Annotated in this window: 22 protein-coding genes; 10 read left to right on the plus strand and 12 right to left on the minus strand. The window is 31.1% G+C overall.

The window, feature by feature from the left end; genetic code table 11:
• Window positions 1–71 precede the first annotated feature (71 nt).
• The 5 genes from STERM_RS21305 to STERM_RS12450 all read left to right on the plus strand — a co-directional run bounded on the left by STERM_RS21305 (window position 72) and on the right by STERM_RS12450 (window position 3841).
• Complete coding sequence (locus STERM_RS21305; protein ID WP_081439630.1) at window positions 72–407, plus strand: ImmA/IrrE family metallo-endopeptidase; 336 nt, start codon at window positions 72–74, stop codon at window positions 405–407.
• Window positions 404–1357 (plus strand): hypothetical protein, encoded by a 954-nt coding sequence (locus STERM_RS12440; RefSeq protein ID WP_012861980.1) that lies wholly within the window; start codon window positions 404–406, stop codon window positions 1355–1357. Before STERM_RS21305 ends, STERM_RS12440 begins: the two co-directional genes overlap by 4 nt.
• Before the next feature lie 112 nt (window positions 1358–1469).
• Window positions 1470–1934 (plus strand): tyrosine-type recombinase/integrase, encoded by a 465-nt coding sequence (locus STERM_RS22535; RefSeq protein ID WP_049768986.1) that lies wholly within the window; start codon window positions 1470–1472, stop codon window positions 1932–1934.
• 154 nt (window positions 1935–2088) lie between these two features.
• Window positions 2089–2505 carry a tyrosine-type recombinase/integrase gene (locus STERM_RS22540; protein WP_049768987.1) on the plus strand — a complete coding sequence of 139 codons (417 nt, stop codon included), beginning with the start codon at window positions 2089–2091 and terminating at the stop codon, window positions 2503–2505.
• 157 nt (window positions 2506–2662) lie between these two features.
• Window positions 2663–3841 carry an iron-containing alcohol dehydrogenase gene (locus tag STERM_RS12450; protein WP_012861981.1) on the plus strand — a complete coding sequence of 393 codons (1179 nt, stop codon included), beginning with the start codon at window positions 2663–2665 and terminating at the stop codon, window positions 3839–3841.
• 167 nt (window positions 3842–4008) lie between these two features.
• On the opposite strand, the gene STERM_RS12455 is transcribed toward STERM_RS12450, so the two are convergent.
• Window positions 4009–4800 carry a tyrosine-type recombinase/integrase gene (locus STERM_RS12455; protein WP_012861982.1) on the minus strand — a complete coding sequence of 264 codons (792 nt, stop codon included), beginning with the start codon at window positions 4798–4800 and terminating at the stop codon, window positions 4009–4011.
• Between the two features lie 1181 nt (window positions 4801–5981).
• A complete protein-coding gene (gene coaBC / locus STERM_RS12460; protein ID WP_012861983.1) occupies window positions 5982–7166 on the minus strand; it encodes a bifunctional phosphopantothenoylcysteine decarboxylase/phosphopantothenate--cysteine ligase CoaBC in 1185 nt (394 codons plus the stop codon).
• Window positions 7167–7717: 551 nt separating this feature from the next.
• Between coaBC and STERM_RS12465 the strand changes: the two genes are divergently transcribed.
• Together STERM_RS12465 and panF are read left to right on the plus strand one after the other, a co-directional pair.
• On the plus strand, window positions 7718–8008 hold the full coding sequence (locus STERM_RS12465) for a YhdT family protein (RefSeq protein WP_012861984.1): 291 nt from the start codon (window positions 7718–7720) through the stop codon (window positions 8006–8008).
• Window positions 7998–9461 (plus strand): sodium/pantothenate symporter, encoded by a 1464-nt coding sequence (panF, locus tag STERM_RS12470; RefSeq protein ID WP_012861985.1) that lies wholly within the window; start codon window positions 7998–8000, stop codon window positions 9459–9461. Before STERM_RS12465 ends, panF begins: the two co-directional genes overlap by 11 nt.
• Window positions 9462–9532: 71 nt before the next feature.
• Here panF and STERM_RS12475 read toward each other — a convergent pair whose 3' ends face one another.
• Window positions 9533–10045 (minus strand): DUF1439 domain-containing protein, encoded by a 513-nt coding sequence (locus STERM_RS12475; protein WP_012861986.1) that lies wholly within the window; start codon window positions 10043–10045, stop codon window positions 9533–9535.
• Between the two features lie 55 nt (window positions 10046–10100).
• On the opposite strand from STERM_RS12475, the gene STERM_RS12480 reads away from it, so the two are divergent.
• From STERM_RS12480 to STERM_RS12490, 3 genes are all read left to right on the plus strand, one after another.
• Window positions 10101–10823, plus strand: coding sequence for an AzlC family ABC transporter permease (locus tag STERM_RS12480; protein ID WP_012861987.1), 723 nt, complete (start codon window positions 10101–10103; stop codon window positions 10821–10823).
• Window positions 10816–11121 carry an AzlD domain-containing protein gene (locus tag STERM_RS22835; protein WP_012861988.1) on the plus strand — a complete coding sequence of 102 codons (306 nt, stop codon included), beginning with the start codon at window positions 10816–10818 and terminating at the stop codon, window positions 11119–11121. Before STERM_RS12480 ends, STERM_RS22835 begins: the two co-directional genes overlap by 8 nt.
• A gap of 171 nt (window positions 11122–11292) precedes the next feature.
• Entirely contained in the window at window positions 11293–12318 is a 1026-nt protein-coding gene (locus STERM_RS12490) for an ROK family protein (protein WP_012861989.1), read from the plus strand.
• 182 nt (window positions 12319–12500) lie between these two features.
• Here STERM_RS12490 and STERM_RS12495 read toward each other — a convergent pair whose 3' ends face one another.
• The 9 genes from STERM_RS12495 to STERM_RS12540 all read right to left on the minus strand — a co-directional run bounded on the left by STERM_RS12495 (window position 12501) and on the right by STERM_RS12540 (window position 21524).
• Entirely contained in the window at window positions 12501–13268 is a 768-nt protein-coding gene (locus STERM_RS12495; RefSeq protein WP_012861990.1) for a histidine phosphatase family protein, read from the minus strand.
• A 32-nt stretch (window positions 13269–13300) separates the two neighbouring features.
• A complete protein-coding gene (locus STERM_RS12500; RefSeq protein WP_012861991.1) occupies window positions 13301–14740 on the minus strand; it encodes a 6-phospho-beta-glucosidase in 1440 nt (479 codons plus the stop codon).
• Between the two features lie 44 nt (window positions 14741–14784).
• A complete protein-coding gene (locus tag STERM_RS12505) occupies window positions 14785–16710 on the minus strand; it encodes a beta-glucoside-specific PTS transporter subunit IIABC (RefSeq protein WP_012861992.1) in 1926 nt (641 codons plus the stop codon).
• A 151-nt stretch (window positions 16711–16861) separates the two neighbouring features.
• Window positions 16862–17707, minus strand: a complete 846-nt coding sequence (gene licT, locus STERM_RS12510) for a BglG family transcription antiterminator LicT (RefSeq protein WP_012861993.1) — start codon at window positions 17705–17707, stop codon at window positions 16862–16864.
• A gap of 315 nt (window positions 17708–18022) precedes the next feature.
• Window positions 18023–18517 (minus strand): DKNYY domain-containing protein, encoded by a 495-nt coding sequence (locus STERM_RS12515; protein WP_012861994.1) that lies wholly within the window; start codon window positions 18515–18517, stop codon window positions 18023–18025.
• A 491-nt stretch (window positions 18518–19008) separates the two neighbouring features.
• The gene (locus tag STERM_RS12525) at window positions 19009–19716 is read right to left on the minus strand and encodes an alpha/beta hydrolase (protein ID WP_012861996.1); all 708 of its coding nucleotides are present in this window, start codon (window positions 19714–19716) and stop codon (window positions 19009–19011) included.
• 59 nt (window positions 19717–19775) lie between these two features.
• A complete protein-coding gene (locus STERM_RS12530; protein ID WP_012861997.1) occupies window positions 19776–20150 on the minus strand; it encodes a DKNYY domain-containing protein in 375 nt (124 codons plus the stop codon).
• A 61-nt stretch (window positions 20151–20211) separates the two neighbouring features.
• A complete protein-coding gene (locus STERM_RS12535; RefSeq protein ID WP_012861998.1) occupies window positions 20212–20592 on the minus strand; it encodes a DKNYY domain-containing protein in 381 nt (126 codons plus the stop codon).
• Between the two features lie 581 nt (window positions 20593–21173).
• A complete protein-coding gene (locus STERM_RS12540; RefSeq protein ID WP_012862000.1) occupies window positions 21174–21524 on the minus strand; it encodes a hypothetical protein in 351 nt (116 codons plus the stop codon).
• Window positions 21525–21771 lie beyond the last annotated feature (247 nt).

The raw sequence follows: 21771 nt of genomic DNA on the forward strand, positions 1-21771 counted from the left end.
TGATCCTGCTATATTATGTAAAAAACTAGGTATTATAGTACTATATGATGATTTAGGATACTTAAAAGGATATTAAACACCCACAAGGTAGAAAAGTAATAGTGGTCAACTCTTTACTCAGCAAATTTGCACAAATAATAGTCCTTGCACATGAACTTGGACATGCTATTTTATATTCAGGTTCTACAGTGGCTTTAATGCATAGACATATATTGCAATATAGTAACATAATGGAAAATGAAGCTAATAAATTCGCTGCAGAATTATTATTGAATGGATATGATACAGATAATATTGAATACTACTACTGTTACTGTGATGAGGTATCTAATGATGAAATATTGTTGGAAAGATTAAGAGAATTCAAGTTTAGTAATAAATATCAAATATACAAGGAGATAACATGAAGAAAATAATAATATTATTATTTTTATTGATTTTAATGAGTTGTAGTAAAACTCCCGAATCTCAAAAAGCATTTGAAAGTATAATGGCAGCTTTGCAATCTGGTAATTCTGAGCATGTAACTAAAGTTTCAAATGAAGATTTATCTAGTGGTACATTTAAAGCATCTTATCTTGAGCAGCTACCATTTTATCTCGAACATTTTAAAAAGATAAAGTATAAAATAATTGAAGTAAAAGAAGAAAATAATACTAGTACTATAAAATTTTCAATTGAAGCTCCAAATCTATTCGAATATGCTCCTGAAGTATTTCAAAAAGTACTAGCTGCATCATATGCAGGAACTACTCAAGAAATGGCTACTAAAACAATGAATAATGAATATTTAGAAATATTAAAAAAGAATAATTTAAAATATGTAAAGAAAGAACTTATTTTAAATATGCTAAAAAAGGATGGGAAATGGATAATAGATGAAAATAGTCCTGATATTACAGAATTTACATCTATTATTATTGGTAGACTCGATAAACTAAATAATGGAGAACCTGCTAACAATGAAAAAGTTGAAACAAAATATTTCAAAAAAGGTGAAAGAGGTGTTTTAACTTTATCAGCTCAAACTGTTTTAAGTGTTGAGTTTTATGAGAATGCAAAATATGAAAAATTACGTGAAGGTTATGAATTTGTTGTAATAAAATTATTAAAAGAAAATATAACACAAGATATAATTCCTGGAACTCCAAGAGGTGAATATCAAATTGAAACCAAAGATAACATCTTAATCAAGCCAATATACATCTATGATTTTGGAGAATATAATCAGGAGGCTATACCATCTGGCAACAAAATAGAACAAACTTTAGTTTATATGGTTCCAAAAGGGCAATCTAAAAATTTAGTAATTGTTGATGAGGGAATCAAATATGCTAGTTTTGATTTAGGACTTTAAATAAAAAAATCTCTCCCGACCAAGAAAGAGACTTAAAACGTGATATAAATACCACCTTTGACATTGGAATTATATCACACTTTTACTAAAAATAAAAGGATGTGATTTTTTTATGCGTAACCCAAATGGATACGGATCCATTTTTAAATTATCTGGGAATCGGAGAAAGCCTTTTGCTGTTAGAATTACAAAAGGATATACCGATGAAGGAAAACAAATTTATAAATATTTAAGCTATCATAATACAAGAAGGGAGTCCATGCAAGCACTTGCAGCATACAATACAACCCCATATAATGTTGATGAAAACAATGTTACTTTTGGTGAATTATATGAAAAATGGAAAGAAAGACATTTTAAAGATTTAAGTAAGAATTCTATCAAAGGATATGAGACAAGCTACAATCACTGCAAGTCCATCTTAAATCTAAAAATAAAAGATATAAAAGCAATACATATGCAGAATTTAATTGATAGTTTAGGTAAAAACCACGCTACTCTAAAAATTCTGAAAAGTTTATTAAATTTATTTTTCAAATATGCTATGGAAATGGATATTATCCAAAAAAGACTATAGTAAATATATAAAAATTGGCAAACATGTAGTCATTAAATAAAGAACTATATTCACAGATCACGAAATCGATTTATTGTGGGCTAATTTGCAAAATTTCAAATATGCCGTCCCAATCCTCATTATGATCTATACAGGCATGAGAATCAGCTAATTATTGACTCTGAGGAAGCAAGATATTGATTTAGTCGAGCAGACTATTACAATTAAAGAAAGTAAGACTATCGCTGGAAGAAATAGAATCATGCCAATACATCCAAGATTGAAAGATTTAATACAAAGTAGGTATGAATATTCCTGCATTGATAATCTAGTTTCATCAACAACCTATAAAAAACCTTTAATCTATGTTAATTATTTAAATCGCTTATTTACACCTATTATGGAAACTCTTAATATGGATCATACCCCTCATGATTGTAGACATACATTTGCGACAAGATTAAACGATACAGGTGGAAATTCCACAGCAATTAAGAAAATGATAGATCATGAATCTTTTGCTTTAACTAAAAAAGTATACACTCATAAAAAAGTTGATGAATTGAGAAAAGCTTTGGAACTTGTAAATTAACATATTTTTTTAACTGGTTTTGTATACTGGTTATATATTACAGATTAATTTTATACAAATTTCAGAAAAATCATAGTCATTCAAAGTACTATTGATTGGCAGAAGTCAAAAAAATAATATAATTTTATATTATCAAAATAATAACAGGAGGCAGCAAATGTTAAATTTTACTTATAATATTCCAACTAAAATAATATTTGGAAAAGATGAATTAGGAAGACTCCCGAAAGAAATTCTTCTTCACGGGAACAGAGTTTTATTTTTATATGGAAAAAATAGTATAAAAAAGACCGGACTATATGATAAAGTTGTTTCACTTTTAAATGATAAAGGCATATTCTTTAAGGAGCTCTCAGGCGTAAAGCCTAATCCTGACATATCCAGCGTAAGAGAAGGAATTAAAATAATAAAGGAAAATAACCTTAATTTTATACTCGCTGTGGGAGGAGGCAGCACTATTGACTGTGCTAAGGCTGTTTCAGCCGGCGCGAATTATACAGGAGACCCATGGGACTTTCTTCTTGGCAAAGCAAAGGTGAAAAATGTACTCCCTATAGGCTCTATATTGACGCTTGCCGCTACAGGCTCTGAAATGAACGGCGGCTCTGTTATTTCAAATGAAAAGACACAGGAAAAACTGGCTTTTGGTCATCCGCTTCTTGTACCGGTCTTTACATTTGAAGATCCTACACTTACATTTAGTGTCTCAAAATACCAGACTGCTGCCGGTGCTACTGACATAGTCAGTCATCTTCTGGAACAATATTTTTCATCCCATAATGATGACGGACTTCCTGACAGACTTACCGAGGCAATGATGATAAATGTTATTAATTATGCAAAAAAAGCTGTCTTAGAACCGGATAATTATGAAGCCAGAGCAAACCTTATGTGGACAAGCTCTCTTGCTCTGAATAATCTGGTTACATATGGAAAAAAACACGGGGACTGGGCTTCACACGGGATTGAACATGAAGTAAGTGCTATTTATGATATTACTCATGGTGCCGGACTTGCCATACTTTTCCCGAATGTTCTGAAATATTATCTGAATAAAGACATCGCTGAATCTCTTCCGCTTACAAAATTCCTGAATCTGGGGAAAAATGTATTCGGCATATCCAATGATGATGAAAAAGCAGCGGCTTTGAAAACTATTGAAAAAATAAGGGATTTCTTTGATACACTGGACATGCCGTCAAAGCTTTCCGATGAAAATGTGGATGATTCCAAAATTGATGTCATGGCCAAAGGTGCTGCCAGAAAAGGAACACTCGGCTACTATCATATGCTTGAAGAAAGAGATATTTTTGAAATACTTAAAAAATCTGTATAATTAAATAAATTTTGAAATAAATCACCTGTATTTTCTTCTATCAGGTGATTTTGTTATAAAAAATAAAAGCAACAGTTTTATAAAACCGTTGCCTATATTTAGGTTTCTGCTCTTTGATTTAATATAAAAACATTTTGTTTCATATAAACTTTTGCATGTCTATATTTTTATATTATATCCTCCAGCATCTCCTGAAATTGTCTCTTATTCAGACTTGTATATATTCTGGTGGTTTCCAGTGAGGAATGTCCCAGTATATCTGCAAGTGCAGCAATATTATTATTCTTTTTCAAAAACTGAACAGCAAATAAGTGCCTGAAAGCATGTGCATGTACCTTGCTCTTTTTCAAACCGCCGCGTGCATTGGCTGCACTTTGTTTCAGTGAATTATGTATGTATATCCTGCTTACTTCGATTATGCTTCCGCTTTTTATATTTCTTTCTCCGCAGTATTTTTTCAATATATTTATCAAATTTTTTGAAAGAATTATAATTCTGATTTTTCCTTTATTCTCTATTTCCACTATACCTGTTTTCAGATTTTCTACATGAATATACTTGAGTTCGGATACTCTTATTCCAGTATGAGCCAGAACCACCATAGTAATCCTGATTTTCTCGTTAATAGCAAATTTCAGAAGTCTTTTATACTCCCTTTCCGTAAGAAAGTCATCTTTAATACTCATTCTGTGCACTTTCTCTGCTTTTAATCTTACATCTATACCCAGACTCTTAAAAAAATTATTTAAAGTAGTTACTTTTCTGTTTATTGTACTCACTTTATAATTGTTTTTCAGATATTTTCTGTAATTATGAATCTCTTTTGGAATAATCTCCAGATTTTTTTCAGGAAGAAATTCCAAAAACTTTTTTATATCCGCCATATATGCGTTAATTGTAGTCTGCGAAAAAAATTTCATCTGAAGAGTATTTTTATATTCTTCTATAATTTTATCCATAAATATTTTCCCCAATGTGTTATCTTCATAATTAAAGTTATTTATTAATTTGTTTTATTTATTTCGAAAAACTTTATAACTGTAAAAAGTATTTCAAATAATTTATTTTCAAATATTACAGAAGCTTTTTTCCTTTATTTTGCAGAAAAAAAAAATTTTGTATCAATTTATTAATAGCTTCTCTAAACCCTTATTTTTTGATTATAACACAAAACTACAAAATAGTTAACATAATTATATATTATGTTAACTTATTTAAATAAAAAATAAAAAGCCCTAATTTTTTAAGAAAAATATTTTTAGCTTATCAACTATACTTTTTAATCTTTTTACAATTATACTCATTTTTTGTTTTATAAACTTTTCTTTAAAATATCAATCTTTAAATCAAAACTTTTTATATATACGATATTGTATAATTTTATCATTTAGTTTGTCAAGTATTAATTCTATTAGGTAAGTTAACATAATATATAATTATGTTAACTAAAAAATTTGAGAAAGGAGTATCTTGAAACAAAAGTTTTGATTTTAACTACCTTCCAATGAAAATGTAACAGCGTATAACGGATTATATTAAGTGCAAAAAGCAGTCTGCATAAATTAATAAGTATTATATTTAGCAGCTAGACCACATCTTTTGTATTATACTATAAATAGAATATTCATGTAATAATATACCCCGTGAAAATATATAAATTTACATTTTTTACTTTAGTACATTTTAAAACCATATGCTTATACAGAGATTTTTTCAAAACCGGAGAATTATCCAGACTGTTTACTGTAATCTGTTATAATTTTTTTTGAAATACTCGTCACAGTATTATTTATTAAAGTAACTAGTATATTAAACATTGTAGTGGAATAAGAGTTTTGGAAATAATATTTTTTAATTTTGATAAGTTATAACCCCGCATATACCTCAAAATTTCATGATAATATATAATTATAAAACCACCGCTTGCAAGAAACTTTAAATAAATAAAAACAGATGTATTTGAATTATCGGGGTCAAATTTTCTAAATAGTATAATCGCAAAATCAAATTTTAAGATCAGCACAGATGGTTTTTGAAATAAATCATATATGGTTTAAAAATCTTTCTTAAAGTGAAATAACAGTACAAAAAAAGTTACTTCCACAGATCAGGTGGAAGTAACTTTCTTAATTATATGATTTTATAAAAATTTTTCTTCAATAGTTTTCCATATCTCTTTCGAGACCTTCTTTTTTTCCATTTTTTCAAAATCTGTTTCAAAATCTTTTCCCAATAAAGTAATTGTATTATCATCAGTTCCGAAATTATCGACAGAATTTACTACAATCATATCAAGATTTTTTTTCTGGAGCTTTTCTTTTGCATTTTCAATTAAATTTTCACTTTCAGCAGCAAAGCCCACCAGAATTTTATCCTTTTTTATTTTTCCTAATTCCAGAAGAATATCTTTATTTCTTATAAAATTAACTGTTAACATATCACCTTTTTTTATCTTTTTATCTGCAGTATATTCAGGTCTGTAATCGGCTACTGCTGCTGCTGCAATGATAATATCCTGCTCCGCCTCATATTTCATCACTTCTCCGTACATTTCCTCCGCTGTTCTTACCTCTACTATATTTACCCGGTCAGGCTTGTCTATATTTGTCGGTCCGCTCACAATTGTAACATCAGCTCCCAGCTTTTCAGCTTCTTCACCGAGAGAATATCCCATTTTTCCTGTAGATCTGTTTGAAAAATATCTTATAGGGTCTAACGGCTCCTCAGTTCTTCCCGCTGTTATCAATACCTTTTTCCCTGCCAAAGGCTTATCTGTACTGATTTTTTCAGTTTCTTCCAGTTCTTTTGAAATTATCTTTATAATCTCCTGCTCGTTTTTCAATCTTCCTTTAGCATTTACATTACAAGCCAGAAGTCCTTCATCTGCTTCTATAAATTTATAACCGTATTTTTTTAATTTTTTTATATTTTCAGCCAAGATTGGATTTTCATACATTCTTACATTCATTGCCAGTGCAAAATAAACAGTTTTATTAAATGCTGAAATTACAGTGGAAAGCATATCATCTGCTATACCTCCGGCTACCTTTCCCACTATATTATATGTAGCTGGTGCTACCAGTATAATATCAGCCCAGTCAGCAAGAGCAATATGTTCCACATTCACATTAAAATTTCTTTCCCACATATCCACTGCTACATCATGCTTTGATAACGATTCGAATGCTAGCGGCGTTATTATTTTAGCTGCATTTTCAGTCATCACTACTTTTACGTCATATCCCCTTTTTCTCAAGCCTGATACTATATTCGCAGCCTTATATGCTGCAATACCTCCGCTTACCCCGATTAAGATATTTTTCATTATTTTATCCTTTCCGGTACACTTTACTTTTTGTTTAAATTATAAAATTTTACAGTTTCCCTGATTTCTGTTAATATTATATTTTTTTATAATCAGGATATCAAAATTTCATATATTATTTTATTTCATTTTTCAAATATTTGCAAGCTTTACTGATGTAATATCAAGCAATGTCAGATATCCAAAGCCCCTTTTACAGATATGGCTGATAATAATACTGCCGATAACAGAATATGAAATAATATAAGAATAAAAACTACACTTGGAATATCATAATAACAAAATACTTTCTGTTCCATGACAATTCTTTTATATAAAATTTATTTATTTTGCACATCTGATTTATAAAAATAAAATTAACAGATATCAGTGTTCACAGTATGTTTATTAATATCTCCTGATATTTTTACTGTAGCTGTCATTTTTATAAAATCACTTCATTTTGCCATAATATACCCTGAGATTTAATATACTTGATATCTTGGATTATATCATGTATAATCACTTAAACAATATTTTTTCTAAAATATTACATTTAGCGGAGGTGTATTTTGAAAGAAAGTATAAAAAAACAAATTCAAAAAGAAGTAATTATTACGTGTATATTGTATATCTTTTATTTTTTATGGTGGTGTCTGTTCGGCTTCGGACTGGGGAACAGAAAGACTGAGGAATATACTTATATTTTCGGACTTCCGAGCTGGTTTTTCTATTCATGTATTTTGGGATTTATGGTTTTTTCCACTCTGGTTTACTTTTCTCTGAAATACTTTTTTAAAGATATACCTTTAGATGAAAATTTTGAAAATGAAGAGCAGGGATGTGAAAAAATTGACAAATAATAAATTACTTATCATATTACCTATAATAATCTATCTGATGATCATGCTTTATATCGCATACAGGGTAAAACGGATGGAAAAACGTTCAAATTTAAATTTTATTGAAGAATACTACATGGGAAGCCGGAGCATGGGCGGTTTTGTTCTTGCCATGACCATTATAGCAAGTTATGTAAGTGCAAGTTCGTTTATAGGCGGTCCGGCTATTGCATATAACATAGGACTCGGCTGGGTTTTTCTTGCCTGTATACAAACACCCACAGCTTTTCTGACTTTGGGAATACTTGGAAAAAAACTGGCTATTATATCAAGAAAAATAAACGGCGTTACTATAATAGATTATCTTAAAGCACGGTACAGCAGTGATATTGTAGTGGTAAGCGGCGCTCTGCTGACTCTTGTTTTTTTTATAGCCTCGATGATTGCGCAGTTCATAGGCGGTGCACGTCTTATTGAAACTGTTACCGGATATGACTATACTACCGGACTTATTTTATTTTGCCTTATTGTTATTATTTACACTGCTTTCGGCGGTTTCAGAACTGTAGCCATAACGGATGCCATACAGGGCGTGGTTATGATTATTGCCGCTGTATGTTTGTTTTTAAAGCTGTACCAGGTAGGCGGAGGTATGGGAAATATTGTAAAAAATATAGCTGAAATAAATCCTGATCTTTTGAGACCTGATTCAGGCGGAAATCTTCCTATCCCTTATCTTCTTTCATTCTGGGTGCTTGTAGGAGTGGCAATTTTAGGACTGCCTCAGACTACTGTCAGATGTATGGGATTTAAAGATTCAAAATCTATGCATAATGCTATGTTTATAGGAACACTTGTAGTAGGCTTTCTTATGATTGTTACACATATGATAGGATTTATGTCTATTCCGCTGATGCCCGGAGCAGAGGTCGGTGATAAGCTGATTCCTATGGTCAGCCTGAAGTATCTGAATCCTATTTTAGTAGGTATTTTTATAGGAGGACCGCTTGCGGCAATTATGTCCACTATTGATACAATGCTTATTATTGCTTCATCAGCAATAGTAAAAGACTTATACCTTAACTATTTTTCAAAATCAAAAAAAATAAATGAGAAAAAAATAAGAACTATCAGTACTATGACTACTCTTATTATTGGGTTAATTGTATTTTTTCTGTCTCTTGACCCTCCAAAGCTGCTGGTTTATATTAATCTTTTTGCATTCGGAGGACTTGAAGCATCTTTTCTGTGCCCTATACTTTTCGGACTTTACTGGAGAAGGGCAAATTCCACAGGTGCTGTATTATCCATGCTAAGCGGTGTTGTTTCCTTTATCTATCTTTCATACAAGAAAATAACTGTTTTTGAAACAAACCAGATTGTACCTGCTATTCTGATCTCTATATTATTTTTTATAATCGGATCGTTTCTTGGTAAAAAAGAGCCTGAAGAGAAATTAAAGTATTTCTTTTAATCCAGAAACACAATTATTTATATAAAAGAAAGACCATATAAATCCTTCTTGTGATTCATATGGTCTTTCTCTTAGTTTTTTACCGTTACATAAAGACTTCCTTTTTCTATTTTTATACCAAGAATTTCATAATCTTTATATTTTTCCTCCATCTCATAAACAGGCTTTTTAGCAAGATAATTTGCCAGAAGCTCATTTATTACATCATAAATTCTCCCCTTTTCTACAAGTGAACCATCCTTATTTCTGATCTCATCTACTGACAGATTAGTAAGATAAACTTCTCTTGTAGCACTGTCATATGACACTGCGCTGCTTACTTTTGTTTTACCCTCTGACTTGTTTCCGGCAAGTGAAATTTTATAATCCAGATCCATAATAAGTCTCTCATCACTAAAAGATACTTTCGGATTTTCAAGAAGAGCTCTTGCCAGAACCAGATTTTTATCCACAGGAAATTCTTTGGCAACAGCTTTATTTACTAAAAACAAAGGTACTCTTACCGTTTTTTCCCCTTTTTCACAGGAAACTACCAGCAGTATTACTGTTATTAATGAGATCATTAATAAAAAAAATCTTTTCATTTTATCACCAAACCTTTATAATGTACATATAGATTTTAATATTGAAAGGGAGTATATGTCAACTACTAATTTAAAAAATTTCAAACTCGGTCTTCTGACTGGCAGCAGTATTGCAATTGGTTATATTCCTCTCGGGGTTTCCTTCGGAATTTTCTCTAAAAATTCCGGTATGAATTCTTTACTGTCTTTTTTTATGTCTTTGGTTAACTATGCAGGAGCTTCACAATTCATCAGTACAAAGCTGATGTTTGATGGTACTTCCAGAATTTTTGAGATTATTTTGGCAGTTATTATACTGAATTCCAGATATTCTCTTTTAAACCTGCTAATTTATCAAAAACTGGAAAATAAAGCATCATTTAAATTTAAGGCCCTTATAGGGCTGGGACTTACAGATGAAACTATATCTTATCTTTCTTTTTATTCCAATAATAACCCTTACTACATGCTGGGGCTTAATACACTGCCTTACCTCTCATTCGGGTTTGGAACACTTGCAGGTTCTTTATTCGGAGACGTACTGCCGCAGACTCTGTCAAACAGCCTTAATATAATATTATATGCATTATTTCTCGGGCTTATTGTACCTTCCCTGAAAAAGGAAATAAAGTATATACGTGTAGTAATATTAGTTATTATAATAAAACTGATGTTTATGTATGTTCCTGTAATAAGCCTGCTTTCAAACGGTTGGAAAATAACTCTTTCCATACTTTTAGCAGCTGTTATATACACGAATTTATTCTACAAGGAAGAAACAGGTGAAGAGAATGACTAACCAGAAAATCTTTTTTATTGTTGTTATTTTATCATGTTCTACAATTTTTCTTAGACTTATTCCTTTATTTATAAAAGTGGATACTTCTTCGCCTAAGGTGAGAACCTTTTTTAAAGCTCTGCCTTTTGCTGCATTGAGCTCTCTCATTTTTCCCGATATTTTTACGTCTACAGGAAATATTGTTACTTCTGTCATAGGAGCTTTTATAGCATTTGTGCTGGCATATAAAAAAGTCAATTTAGGACTTAATATACTGATCTCTGTAATTAGTGTTTATTTAATTAGCCTGTTTATTTAGTTTATTTTTAATTCAACGTTTTTTACTTTATAAACAGCTTAATATATTGATTTTTAGTACTTTATAAGTTATAATAGAATATGATCGACATTTTTATTTTAAATATGGTTTTAGCTTTTTATTATTTTTTATCACCCCTATATTAAAAGACTGTAGGGGAAAGGGGAGAAAATGAACAATAAGGAAAATATCATTAATTTGATCAAAACTTATGAAGTATTAACCAAACCTCAAATTTCAAAGCTTACTAAATTAAGCCTTCCTACTATCAATAAGTATGTAAATGATCTTATTGATGAAAAAATTTTAGAGGTTGATTCTACTTCAAGAAGACGTACTGAGGGAAAGCCGCCGACATATTACCGTCTGAACAGAAACTACGGTAAACTGCTGGGAGTTTTCTTTCACAGAAACAGTATCATTTTTTTAGTAACTAACATAATCGGAAATATTGAAAAAAAGACCCAAAAAAGAATTTCTACTACTAAAAATTTTACAAAAGAAAAAATTGGCGAGATTATTTCTAAATATATAAGAGAAAATAATCTGAAAAATCATATTAAATTTATTTCTATCGGTATCCCGGGAATTATAGAAAATGCATCTAAAATAGTGGAAACTACAATAACACCTTCACTTAACAATCAGAAACTGGGTTCATATCTTGAATCTAAACTGGATATCCCGGTAATTCTGGAAAATGACATTAATCTTGTAGTAAAAAATCTCCATAATAAAAGAGAATATCAGGATTATAATAATTTAATATATCTGCATATCGGAGATGAAAATAAAAGTATTGTTGGTGGAAGTGTTATTCTAAACGATAAGCTTTATACTGGAAAATCAAGCTTTATCGGCGAGTTTTCATATCTGGCTTTTGACGATCATCTTTTTGATTCTAAAAGCAGAATTTCATTTGAAAGTATGGAGCAGTATTTTCTGGAAAAAATAAAGACTCCCGATGAAAAAATAAAGTTTGTTTCTTCACTTATTCTGAAACTGATTCCTACTTTAAACCCGGAAATTTTGTTTATAGAATGTAAGTTAATTTCACATGAAGAAATTTATGAAATAAATTCACTCCTTGAGACTTTCATTGATAAAATGCATCTTCCGGTCATAACTAAAATGGAAAGTAAAGATTTGGGACTTTTGGGAACAATAGATCATGCTCTGGAATTTTTATATCCATAAAAATTCATTAACAGTTATTGTACGGACAGTTTATACTGTCCTTTTTTGTTATATAAAAAGAGACAGAAATACTACATTATTTCTGTCTCATAAAGGGGGGGTTATGAGGTTTTAAACTCATGTGTTAATTATACCACATATATTACAAAAATCAAGCACAAAATTTATTTTTTTCTTATTAATTAATTTTCTAACTGTTTTTTTCCTTTTTCTACATATTTCATGCTTCCAATTTCATCTACAGTAAATTTCCCGTTATTGTATATGATTTTTACTACAGCAGCATTTGAAAGTCCTTTATTTTTTTGCGGATTATCTGTCATATCAGAAATCATAACCTGAATAGACATTCCCGATGAAATAACAAGTACATTTCCTCCGCCTTTTGCAGCAGTCTCCTCAGCTATTTCCTTTAATGCTCTTTGTGTTCTTTCCTTTACCTGGCTGTAATTTTCCGCAAGACCTTTGGGATCTTCCTTTGCTATAGCATCTACTACTCTGGAAATATCTATTTTATCAAAGTTTTTCAGATACTCCTCAGTGCTCATTCCCATTCCTTTTGCAGCAGCTTCTTTGGCGGCAGAATTAAAATCTCCTTCGAATCCTCCGTAAAATACTTCTCTCAAGCCTTTTTTTTCCACCAATTTATAATTTTTTATTCCCATTTGATTTAGTATTACTTCCATCGTTTCCCTCTGACGTCCGGCATCACTGGAATAATATCCGGAAAATTTTATATCCTTTAATCCTTCACCGAGATATTTTGCTACTTCAATGCCCGGCTCAGTCAAGGGCGAGTCAGCCCACCCCTGTACTCTGTCAAAGGTATTAAATAAAGTTTTTCCATGTCTGGCAAAATAAATTGTTACCGTGTTATTTTTATTTTTTACACTCTCTCCCATTACTCCCCAGGAAAATAGTATAATTAATAAAACCAATAGCTTTTTCATTTTCTTCCACACCATCCTTTGTATTTTTTCGATTATTTTATATTTTCCCCATTACTTGCTATAACCTGTTTATACCATTCAAATGATTTTTTTCTGCTTCGTTCCAGTGTTCCGTTACCGTCATTATCTCTGTCAACATATATAAAACCATAACGTTTTTTCATTTCACCGGTTCCGGCACTTATAAGATCTATACAGCCCCATGGAGTATATCCCATCAGTTCCACTCCGTCAAGGACTGCCTCCTTCATTTCACGTACATGCTCTCTTAAATATTCTATACGGTAATCATCATTTATGCTTCCGTCTGGTTCCACGGTATCCACGGCTCCCAGACCATTTTCCACTATGAATAAAGGTTTTTGATATCTGTCATATATCTCATTCATTGTAATTCTTAATCCCAGCGGGTCAATCTGCCATCCCCACTCACTAGCCTGAAGATATGGATTTTTCATTGTTGAAAATACATTACCCTCAGTTTTGCTGTTATTTTGCGGATCAGCACTTGTCAGACGCGAAGAATAATAACTAAATGATATATAATCCACTGTATTTTCCCTTAATACCTTTTCATCCCCTTCATGCAATTCCAGCTTTATATTATTTTCTTCAAAAAATCTTTTACTGTAACTGGGATAATATCCTCTTGACTGTATGTCTATAAAGAAATAACCCTCTCTGTTTTTTTCTATTGATTTCCAGATATCCTCAGGATTGCATGTATATGGATATGTCTGTCCTGCTGCAAGCATACATCCTATTTTATTTTCAGGATCTATTTCATGTCCCAGCTTAGTTGCCATAGCAGATGCTACCAGCTGATGATGTGCCGCCTGATACTTTGTCTGAAGAGGATTTTCCTCATTTGTTACATCTATTCCTCCGCCAAAAAATGGTATATGAAGTATCATGTTTATTTCGTTAAATGTCATCCAGTACTTCACTTTTCCCTTATATCTTTTGAATATAACGTCACAGAATCTCAGATAAAAATCAATACATCTTCTGTCCTTCCAGCCGTTATATTTTTTCATCAGTTCTACAGGTGTATCAAAATGATTTATTGTTACTAAAGGCTCTATTCCGTATTTTTTACATTCATCAAATAAATTATCATAGAATTCCAGTCCTTTTTCATTTGGTATCATATCATCTCCGTTTGGAAATATTCTCGGCCAGCAGATTGACGTTCTAAAGCATTTAAATCCCATTTCTGCAAATAATTTTATATCCTCTTTGTATCTGTGATAAAAATCAATAGATTCATGACTGGGATAAAAATCATATTTTGTTTCCAATGTTTTCATCGGATGTTCCAGTGCTTCCCATCTGCCGTGTGCTGCATCAGGAAGAATATCCACAGGAGACAATCCCTTTCCGTCTTCAAGATATGCACCTTCACACTGATTAGCCGCAACAGCACCTCCCCATAAAAAATTTTCAGGTAAGACAGACTGCTTTTCTGACATATTAATCTCTCCTCTCAGGGTTTATTTATATTTATTTTAACTTACTATTTTATCAAAGTCAAAAGCTGTTCCTCCATATCAATTTCATCCTTATCCGCTGCAAGTACATCCATATACTCTTCGGAATTGCTGATTACTACAGGTGTATCCATAGAAAATCCCTCATCTATTATTTTTTCCATATCAAACTTTATAAGCAGATCTCCTTTTTTCACCTTATCATTTTCCTTTGCCACAGCTTCAAAATACTTTCCTCCAAGCTGTACTGTATCTATTCCTAAATGTATCAAAACTTCAGCACCATTTACAGTTGTTATTCCTATTGCATGCTTTGTAGTGAAAATACTTGTTATTACTCCGTCGGCAGGTGCTCTCAGCTCTCCTGTTTCCGGTATTATTACCACACCTTTTCCCAAAGCTCCCGAAGCAAACACTGTATCTTCAGTTTCTGAAAGTTTTTTTACTCTCCCTTTTAACGGACTGTATATTGTTTCTTTATTTATACTATCCTTAAAGCTGTCCTTTACTTCTTCTCTTTCATCAGACTGGTTATTTTCTTCTGTTTTGTCTATATCATCGAAACCAAGTATATAAGTAAGCAGAAATGCAATTATCATGGCAATAAACGCTCCTGCTGCTCCGGCTCCCACATTTGATGTTATGGCAGGATCTGTTATTGTCCCCGGTTTTATATATGTAACTATGGAAAGTACACTTGCCAATGACATAACAAAGCCCTTTACCTCTGCGAATCCTACTATTGCACCGCCTATTCCTCCGCCTATACAGGCATATATAAATGGCTTTTTCAGCTTTAAGGTAACACCGTAAACAGTAGGCTCAGTAATTCCAAATATTGCTGATAATATAGATGAACCTGCTAATGATTTCATTCCTTTATCCTTTGTTTTAAGGAATACTCCCAGTGCAGCTCCCGCCTGTCCCAAAACCGGAGCAAGAAGCATGGGAAGCATAGTATCATATCCAAGACCTGCCGGCGGTGTTGCCAGATTATTAATCATAATCGGTATAAAAGCCCAGTGTACTCCGAATATTACAAATACCTGCCAGAATGCCCCTACTATAAGACCTGCAATCATCGGGCTCAGATTATAAGCATTCAGATATAATTTTGACAGTATTTCTCCCATATAACCGCCCACAGGCCCGACAAGGATAAATGTTCCCGGAACCATAATAATAAGTACTATAAGAGGTATGATTATATTTTTTATGCTTAAAGGCATAAACTTCTCTAGGAATCTTTCAAGATATCCCTGAAGCCATATTGCCAGCAGAATAGGAATTACGCTCGAAGCATACGAAGCACTCACTACGGGTATTCCCAAAAATTCTGCTGCCACAGGTATTCCCAAAAGTGTTTCTCCTGTTGAGGATGCGAGCAGACCTGACATATCCGGATATAATAATGCCAGTGCTATACCCATGGAAACATATTTGTTAGTCTTAAACTTCACGGCTGCTGTTGCTGCAAGCAGAACCGGAAGAAAATAAAATATGGAATCACCGGCTGCATAAAGAATTCTGTAAGTTCCTGAATCAGGGCTTAAAAGTATATTATTATAAGTTGCCAGTGCCAGAAGTCCTTTCAATATCCCCGCACCTGCCATAGCCCCCAAAAACGGCGTAAATATTGAAGTAATAATAGAAATCAGTCTGTTTAGAATATTTCCTTCTTTTTCACTTTGTGAATCTTCTGTATTAAGCTGTATTTTCCCCATAATTTCATTATAGACCTTTGCTACATTGTTTCCTATGACTATCTGGAACTGTCCGCCGCTTTGCACTACAGTTACAACTCCGTCAAAATTTTCTATCTTTTTTTTATCGGCCTTGCTGTCGTCCTTTAATTTGAACCTGAGTCTTGTGGCACAGTGTACAAGACTGGCAATATTTTCCTTCCCTCCTACTCCTTTTATAATTTTTTCTGATAATTCTGCATAATTCATCTTTTTTACTCCTTTCCCGGATTTTTCTCTAAAATTTATTAATAAAAAAAGACCAAAACTAAAATATATAAATTTATCATAAATTTATATATCATAATTCAGGTCTTGCCTTAAAAAATATTAAGTAACAATCCATCTATATTATTCTTATTTAATTCCATTCTTTTCTCAGCTTTTCTATATGAATACTTAAGTATACCATTTCATCTCTGGAAAAGCTATAATTATAATTTTTTTTAATATGTTCAAATATTTTTACCGTGCAGGCAAATGATTCTTTATAGCTCGCTCTTATTACATTAAAAAGCTCATCGTCATTGCTGTGATTGCAGGTTGTATTATTAAGAAGCCTTTGTGCAAGAAATTTCAGATGAACGATAAATCTGTAATATGTCTGATTTTCCTCGTCCAGCTCTACATTGAAATGATATTTTAGTATATTTGTAATCTCTTTTATTATTTTAGTAATAATCATTACATTCATCATATTCTCATTTAACTCTGCATTTACTATATGAAGTGCTATAAAGCCTGCTTCATCGTCGGGAAGTGAAAGATCTACAGTGTCTTTTATTATTTTCAGCGCTTCCTGTCCTATCAGATATTCATCCTTATAGCTGCTTTTTATTTCCCAGAACAGGATATTCTTGAGTGACTGTCCGTCGCCGAATCTTTTTACTGCAAAATATATGTGATCTGATAAAGTAATATATATAGTATCACTTAATTTCATCTGTAATTTTTCTTCTGCAAGCTTTACTATTTTTTCAGTAATATCAATATATTCAGCAGGTATTCTTTCTATCGTGTCTTCCAGTTTTTTGTACAGATTTTTATCTTCCCTTGTTTGTGTAAATATTTTTTCTATTTTACTCTCATCTACATTATCACCGCGTTTTTTCCCGAAAGCCAGACCGCATCCCATAATGATAACTTCTTCCCCGGCTTCTGTTTTCACAGTGACAACATTATTGTTTAATACTTTTAATATCTTCATATTACACCCTCTGTAAAAATATTCTTTTTCCTGCTGGTTCTCAGCTGACTTATATTTAACATGCTGAATAACTGTCAATATCAAAAACCTTACCCGCATCCGGATCTCTGAGTCAGAATGCCGGAATCAGTAATCTATTTTATAATTCTATCCAATTTATATATTTTTGTCAAATTTATTTTTTTTATTTATTTTTAAATAACTAATTTTTCAATACTTATTTATTTTGTATGATATTTTTTCCAAAATTTACAGTTTTAAAAAAACATATCTTTTTCAAGCCCTTGATTTACAACTAAAAAACAAGACTTTTTATCAGTCCTGTTTAGAATTTTTCTGTTTTATCAGTTTTGGTTTACCTGATTGCGTTGTCCCTATGATGTATACTCCGTTTTTATCCCTGAGTCGGATATCTATCACAGGATAACAGCCGATTTCTGGTCCTGTTTCTTCGAGCTCCAGAGCATCTGAATATATTACCAGTGTTTTTATATCCAGTCCCTTAATTACTTCTGCACCGTAATAGACATTTTTCTTATCCCTGCCCATTGATGAATGAATCTGCTTAAACGTTTTAATATCTGACTCAAGAACTTTTTTTGCTTCGACTCCGTCATAATAAAATATTTTATTATTTTTTATGAAATATCCTACCTGAAAACAATTATAGGAATAAACAACTAGTTTCCCCGCTTCTGAATTTGCTGTTATTTCTTTTTTTCCTGAATTTTCTGTTTTTAGATATATATTTGAAAAAAGAAAACACGGGAAAATTGTTATCCCTATTATAGTCCGGAATTTATTATTCATTCTATACTCCTTTATTATATAAAACAGCATGTATTCCTGCTTGTCTTACAATATATTTTTTTTATGTAAATATTTGTTATATCTTTATTTTTATTTATGTTATAATAAATTAATAGTATCTGTAAAAATACAGTCATGTAAATCTAACTACAGAGAGGTGTTTTTTATGATTCATAATTTAAAAAAAAGATACGTTCTTGATATTTCAACAGGAATTTGTCATGATTTAGACCACATTCGTAAAAATTGTCAGCTTAAGGAACTAAAATCACATCATATTTTTAATGCAGATTCTTTAGATGAAGAAATAAAAAGACATCCTGCGTATAAGATTAAATGTAAATACTGCATGCCACACCATGACTATGACTGATTTTTTTCACTTAGTCAGAAGTTTAGTTAAAATATAATAATAAAGAATTTGAAAGAAGTCCGGAAAAGACTTCTTTTTTATAATTAAAATTTTTAAAACATTCTGTTTACGTTTATTCTTACGATAATATTGACTTATCCAGCCAGTTATCAAAAAATTCCAGCTGTTCATTTGTATGAAAAAAATGCCCGCTGTTATCCATGATATACAAATTACAATGAAAAATCTCTGTAAAATGGAGTATCGTCTCATATTCACAAACATCATCTTTTGAACCGTATAAAATTGAAGTCGGAATATCCCATACAGTAACAGGATGAGACCTTACATAACAATAAAAATCCCAGTAAAGCCTTTGCCCTATAGGAGTCATTATCTCCTTTTCTTTTTCCAGTCTTTCTTCACTGATATCAAACCAAAGCATCATATTATCAATAATTTTACCCATATTTACAACCGGGGATAAAAATAATGACTGGCTTAATTTTTCATTTTTATACGCCATAAGACTAAAATAAGCTCCCATGCTGCAGGCAAACAAGCTTACATTTTCATATCTTTCTTTTATATAATTTATTATTGCTGTAAGCTCTGACACACACTCCTGAACCTTACACAATGTATCTTCATTTTTTCTGTCTCCGTGCTCGGGAAGGTCAAAGCTCAATACCTGATAGCCTGAGCTTACAGCTTTTTCAGCAAATTTCATAATTATAATATCTTCTTTATGTGACATATTTCCATGTACCGCTATAAAAACCTTCTTGCTTTCCTTTCCCCACAGAACCGCCGGAATTCCTTCCACTGTTAATTTCTGTTTTATCATTTTTCTTCCCTTTTTACCTTTCATAAATTATATATTTGGGTTTAAACTTAATAAATTATTTATAATACTTCTTTTACTTCATATCTTATTCCTTTATCTTCCAGTATATAACCGGAGCTTCCGCATCCATATCCCCACACCGGTCTTATCGCCGGCTTTATTTCTTCTATTATTTTGAATGTTTGCGGATTAATATTTTCAAGTATTTTTCCCTGATAATATACATTATTTGTATCCTTTGCCAAAAGACTGTAATTTACAGAGCTTATGATTTCAAAAGATTTATAATCGGCTGCTTCCAATTGTATTTTTTCTCTGGATTCATAATACACTTTGTCATTTTCCAGTATATACCCTCTAAATAAACAGCTTAAAGAAAAGCTAAACTGAGAAAGTATAAACATTCCAGCTAAAATTATCAATTTTTTTTTCATATTTTCTCCCTTTTGTAACTTTTTATTCTGTCGTATTTTTTAGAATTCTTGGGTATACATCTTAAAATACTTCTTTTAATTCATATTGTATTCCCTTATCTTCGATAATATATCCGGAAGAACCGCAGCCATATTTCCATGGTCCCTTATCTGGGGGAAAATTTTCTTTTACTATTTTAAAGGTTTTTGGATTTACACCTTTAATTACTTTTCCCTGATAATATACATTTTTTTTATCTTTGGCAAGAAGATCAAAATGAGGCAGTGAATCCACCACTTCAAATGTCTTATAATCAATATTTTTTAATTCTTCTTTATCTTTTCCATGTACATAGAAAACTTTATTATTCTCCTTTAAATATCCCCTGTACATACAGCTCAGAGAAAAACTAAGCTGACAAAACAATAACATTCCTGCTAAAATCAATAACTTACTTTTCATTATTACCTCCTAAATTTTATCTGTTTACTGCCGGACCGCATACATTAATACCGTTTGTACTGCATTTTCTGCTGCCACATGATCCCAAAGCCGACATACATATCATTACCAGAATAAATAATCTGACTTTTTTCATGCTATCACTCCTCTTTACAAATAACTTATTATAAATTATATATAAATCATAGTATATTTTCAAGCCAGAATATATATTTTTATTATTATATATTTAATATTATGATTAATTCCTGATTATCAGGCAAAACAAAAGAATCACACAAAATAAGAAAAATAAAGAAATACTTCTGTTTATTCAAAATTTTACATTTTATATAATAAAAAAACTATATTTCTCCAAATAGTAAATCTATGTATCCGGTCTTTTTCCATGAAAATCTTACATATTATTTATTCAGCTGAAAAAAGAGCCGATAGTATCGGCTCTAATCAATTTATTCAAATATCTGTATTTTTTACAAAAGCAAAGTATTGTATCATTCAAAATATTTTTAAACTGTTTACTGCTTTTTTTAATCACTTTTTTATTTCATAAAAATATTCAGATGTAAAAATTCTTTTTGTTACAATACTGTATTATTATTTAACAGCTCTATATATTCATACATTGAATATCTCAATATTTCATTCTGATTCTTGAAAGTATAGTCTGTTATTTGTCCCTCATTCCCGTTAATCAAATTATACCCCTCTTTATTTCCAGTCAGTATCATTGAATTTTTTAATAAATATACTTCTCCTTCTATTAATTTTTTGACACTTTCTTCTCCGAATTTATTTATTAAATCTGTCACCTTCTGGGTTCTGTTATTATTAGGAGTTTTTATTCCTGATATTTTTTCTTTTATTATCTGCATTTCCTGAGATGTATAAAACTTATTTCCCGTGTTTTCTTTTTCTTTTATCTTTACCATAGTGATACCTCCGATTGCCTCTTTATTTTATATAGTGATTCTAACACTAGAAATTTAAAATTCCCATTCGGATAACATCCGGTTAATGGAGATTTTAAAAATATACTTATTTAAGATTTTGACATTTAAAACAATATTTTTCATTTTTCTTACTTTTATTAAATTTTAAAATCCATACTTTCCCTAGTTAGAAAATTATACTTTTTAATACTTAGATTTTTGTTATTTCCCTATTATAAATAACTTA

Source organism: Sebaldella termitidis ATCC 33386 (assembly GCF_000024405.1).
Classification (GTDB): domain Bacteria; phylum Fusobacteriota; class Fusobacteriia; order Fusobacteriales; family Leptotrichiaceae; genus Sebaldella; species Sebaldella termitidis.